This is a genomic window from Carnobacterium sp. (assembly GCF_049673005.1).
Lineage (GTDB): Bacteria > Bacillota > Bacilli > Lactobacillales > Carnobacteriaceae > Carnobacterium_A.
This window is the reverse complement of sequence record NZ_JBATXB010000091.1, coordinates 1-4078: the sequence shown is the minus strand read 5'-3', so window position 1 is coordinate 4078 and position 4078 is coordinate 1. Positions and strand designations below refer to the sequence as shown.

The 4078-nt window shown below is 35.9% G+C and carries 4 protein-coding genes; all 4 read right to left on the bottom strand.

The genetic code is table 11. The annotated features are described in order from the left end of the window. Nucleotides 1–105 precede the first annotated feature (105 nt). On the bottom strand, nt 106–1065 hold the full coding sequence (locus WBF61_RS07015) for a glutathione S-transferase family protein (protein WP_424255147.1): 960 nt from the start codon (nt 1063–1065) through the stop codon (nt 106–108). Nucleotides 1066–1258: 193 nt separating this feature from the next. Then, nucleotides 1259–1792 (bottom strand): DUF1269 domain-containing protein, encoded by a 534-nt coding sequence (locus WBF61_RS07010; RefSeq protein WP_424255146.1) that lies wholly within the window; start codon nt 1790–1792, stop codon nt 1259–1261. A gap of 430 nt (nt 1793–2222) precedes the next feature. Next, a complete protein-coding gene (locus WBF61_RS07005) occupies nt 2223–3434 on the bottom strand; it encodes an LL-diaminopimelate aminotransferase (RefSeq protein WP_424255144.1) in 1212 nt (403 codons plus the stop codon). Continuing rightward, on the bottom strand, nt 3435–4078 hold a 644-nt coding region (gene dapF / locus WBF61_RS07000; RefSeq protein ID WP_424255142.1), incomplete at its 5' end, for a diaminopimelate epimerase.

The window sequence follows — 4078 nt, the reverse complement described above, 5'->3', positions numbered from 1 at the left end:
ATTGCAGAAATTATTTTCAACAAACACACTCCCGTCTTTATTCAGTCTTCATAAATGAGCCTTTTAAACATTATACGTTATAGTAAGCTATACTAAATCGACTAATCAATGCAGCTTAAAATCTAGTTCAGGTCCTAGTGGGACAATCCCTGTTGGATTAATATTTTTATGGCTACGGTAGTAATGATTTTTGATATGATCAAAATTGACCGTCTCACTGATCCCAGGCCAGTTGTATAACTCTCTCGTGTAGCGCCATAAATTTGTATACTCTGTTAACCGTTTAATGTTGCATTTAAAATGTCCATGATAAACGCTATCAAAACGAATCAATGTCGTAAATAGCCGCCAATCAGCTTCAGTAAGAACCTCGCCAACTAAATAGCGATTTTTTTCTAGAATTTTTTCTAACGTATCAAGTGCAGTAAATAATTTAACGACTTCTTCATGATAGACTTCTTGAACTGTTGCAAAACCTGCTTTGTACACTCCGTTATTGACGAAATGATACACAAGTTCATTCACTTCATCAATTTCTGAGCGCCATTCTTTTGGATAATAGTCACCTTCTTTAGCACCAATTTGATCAAAGGCAGTATTCAACATACGCATAATCTCAGCCGACTCGTTATTCACTATTTTATTTTGTTTTAAATCATACAATACAGGAACTGTTACTCGACCACTATATGTCGGATCCACTTGAGTATATACCTCATATAGGTATTTTGCATTCGTTACTGGATCAGCAATCACGCCTTCTTCTTGTTCAAATGTCCAGCCATTTTCAGCCATTAAAGGATTCACTACAGATAGTGAAATGATTTCTTCTAGTCCTTTTAAATTACGCATAATTAACGCTCGATTTGCCCACGGACAAGCTAACGCTACATACAGATGATACCTATTTGGTTCTGCTTTAAATCCAGCTTCTCCGCTTGGTCCAGCGCTTCCATCTGGTGTAATCCAATTACGAAACTGTGATTCTTGACGAATAAACCGGCCACCACTACCCTTAGTGTCATACCATTGATCATGCCACTTGCCTTCTACTAGTAATCCCATCATTTTTCCACCTTTCAACTGGTCCTTATTTTTTATTGTAGATTGTAAAATACAATTGAACAAATTGGATAAATCTAAAAAGCTACTCTATAGCTTTTAAACACAGCTAAACTTTTCTCAGCAATTTTTTCAAAAAAAAGAACTACTTTGTGAGTAGTCCTCTATGAGTAAACTATATGTTATTATCTAATGCTTACTTAAACCAACGTTTCTTCGCATGATTTGCTGCATCTTTTTCTGTTTCTTCTGCCTCTAGAAGTTCACTTTCTACAGCATCACGATCAATTCTGACGACTTCTCCTTTTAACTCACCATACACTAAATCATCAATTGGACCGGTAACTTTTTCATCTGCAATCAAGATTAATCCCGTCTCATCTTCAGGAATGTTTTTTAGGGTTTCTTCAAAAATCGATAAGGCGGTCTTTACTTCCTTAACATCTTTCGTACTGCCAATTAGACTGCCTGTGAACCAACCCAATAAAACACCTAATGGACCAGCTAATATACCAATTAACATTCCAATCAGACTGCCTTTTATATTATTATCTTCACCAGTAAAATCAATAAAATCTTTTGGGGTCAATTGATGATTTGGTAAATGTTTTAAGACTGCCATTTGCTCTCCTTTAACTTCTCCTTGGGTTTGCAATTTTTTAATTTCTGAAAAAGCTTGATAAGCTTTACTCTCTTCATCAAACTTCATAATAATTACTTTTCTACTCATCATTTATTCCTCCTATAAATGTAATCCATCTAGCTTATTCAATCTATTCAATGATACTAAAATAGTAGCTACTATATAAAAGATCCACACATATCCTACTGAATAATAGGCAATACGTTATTAAATACTGACTGATCAATAAAATGCGAGCCGAATGTCCAAAATTGGGCAAGGGTAAAATATAAATATAAGAAATTAAGATAAAAATAGACAGTCGAAGAGTTTATCCTCCTCTTTAATAAAAAGCTTTACTCAATCTTGCTTTTTATAGATTAAACTGATAAGTAAACCACTAGTCAAATACATTAAGCAAACTTTAGTTAATAAACTACCCTCCTTTACTTTTCAAATTTCATCTCTTATTATAACAACAGTCTGAGTTGGAGTATAATTTAAACACTCAAATTTTTTCATACAAAAAATAATCTGTCTATTTCGTCATACGCCCCATTGCTTCTTGAACCAATTCATACTCTCCGAATGCCGAAAAACGAACATACCCTTTACCACTTGGTCCAAAGCCTGAACCCGGTGTTACAACAATATTTTTTTCTTCTAGTAAGAAATCAAAAAACTCCCAGGATGTCATATTTCGAGGCGTTTTAACCCAGACATAAGGAGCGTTTAGGCCGCCAAATACGTCATAGCCAGCCTTCGTTAACTGCTCACGAATGATTTTTGCATTGCGTAAATAGTAAGAAATTTGTTCTTTAATTTGTTTTTTACCTTCCTTAGAATATACTGCCTCTCCAGCACGTGAAACAATATACGGTGCACCATTAAATTTTGTACTGTGTCTCCTTGCCCAAAGATCACGCAAGGCAACTCCTTCTCGTATCAATTCTTTAGGAACAACAGTAAAACCTAAGCGTAGCCCGGTAAAGCCAGCCGTTTTCGAAAAACTCCTAACTTCGATGGCACAAGTTCTAGACCCTTCTATTTCATAGATCGAGTGTGGAATAGCTGAATCTGTAATAAAAGCTTCATAGGCTGAATCATAAATAATAATAGCCTCTTCTTTATTTGCATAATCAATCCATTTTTTTAACTCTTCTTTTGTTAAAGTAGTTCCTGTTGGATTATTTGGGTAACATAAATAAATCAAATCAACAGGGTTTGTTGGCAATGAAGGAGTAAAATTGTTTTCGCTTGTGGCAGAAAGATAAGTCAATTCACTCCAAGTTTCTGTATCCGCATTATAGGTCCCAGTACGTCCGCTCATCACATTGCTATCTACATATACAGGATAAACAGGATCACCAACAGCTACTTTATTGTTTCTTCCAACTATTTCTTGTATATTTGCCACGTCGCCTTTAGCTCCATCTGAAATAAATACTTCGTCTAATTCGATATGGGCGCCTCTTGCTTGATAGTCGTGTTCAATAATTTTTTCCCGCAAGAAAGCATACCCTAAGTCGGGTGCATAACCATGGAATGTATCCATACTTGATTGTTCTTCCACTGCTTTATGCAATGCCTCTATGACCGCTGGTACTAGTGGCTGTGTTACATCGCCTATGCCCATCCGAATAAGTACTGCCTCAGGGTATGTTAATTGATGCGCTGCAACTTTTTTTGCAATTGTAGAAAACAAATAACTTCCTTTTAAGTCTAGGTAATCATGATTTACTGTAATCATTTACGCTTCCCCTCCTTTAAGGTCTATGGTTCCTTTATAGACTGTTGTTGCAGAACCAGACATATAAATGACTCCTGTTTCATCATTCCATTCCACAAACAAATCTCCACCTAATAGTTTTACCGTTACTTTTCTACCCGTATGTCCATTTAAATGTGCCGCTACTACAGCAGCACAAGCACCTGTCCCACAAGCTAACGTCTCTCCTGATCCTCTTTCCCAAACACGCATTTCGATAGTCTCATTATCAATGATACGAATGAATTCTGTATTTACTTGTTTTGGAAATAGTTCATGGTGTTCAAAGTATGGTCCTATTTTTTCAATTTCAATCTCTTTCGTATCCTTAACAAACGTAACAACATGAGGATTACCCATTGAAACAGCCGTAACTTGATACATTTTCCCATTTACTAGCAAAGGTTCGTTGATGCACTCTTTTCCAGACCAAACCATAGGAATATCTTTCGTATTTAAAATAGGTTGTCCCATCGCTACACGAGCTCCGGTAATTTTGTTGCCTTCTTTTTTTAATTCAATAGTTTTAATCCCACTTTTTGTCTCGACCGTTAACGTTTCTTTATCAGTCAAACCTTCATCATAGACAAATTTTGAGAAACAGCGAATTCCGTTTCCACACATGG

Excerpts from the sequence above, each read along its gene's own strand:
- WBF61_RS07015 (WP_424255147.1), bottom strand. The coding sequence starts at position 1,065 with ATGGGATTACTAGTAGAAGGCAAGTGGCATGATCAATGGTATGACACT.
- WBF61_RS07010 (WP_424255146.1), bottom strand. The coding sequence starts at position 1,792 with ATGAGTAGAAAAGTAATTATTATGAAGTTTGATGAAGAGAGTAAAGCT.
- WBF61_RS07005 (WP_424255144.1), bottom strand. The coding sequence starts at position 3,434 with ATGATTACAGTAAATCATGATTACCTAGACTTAAAAGGAAGTTATTTG.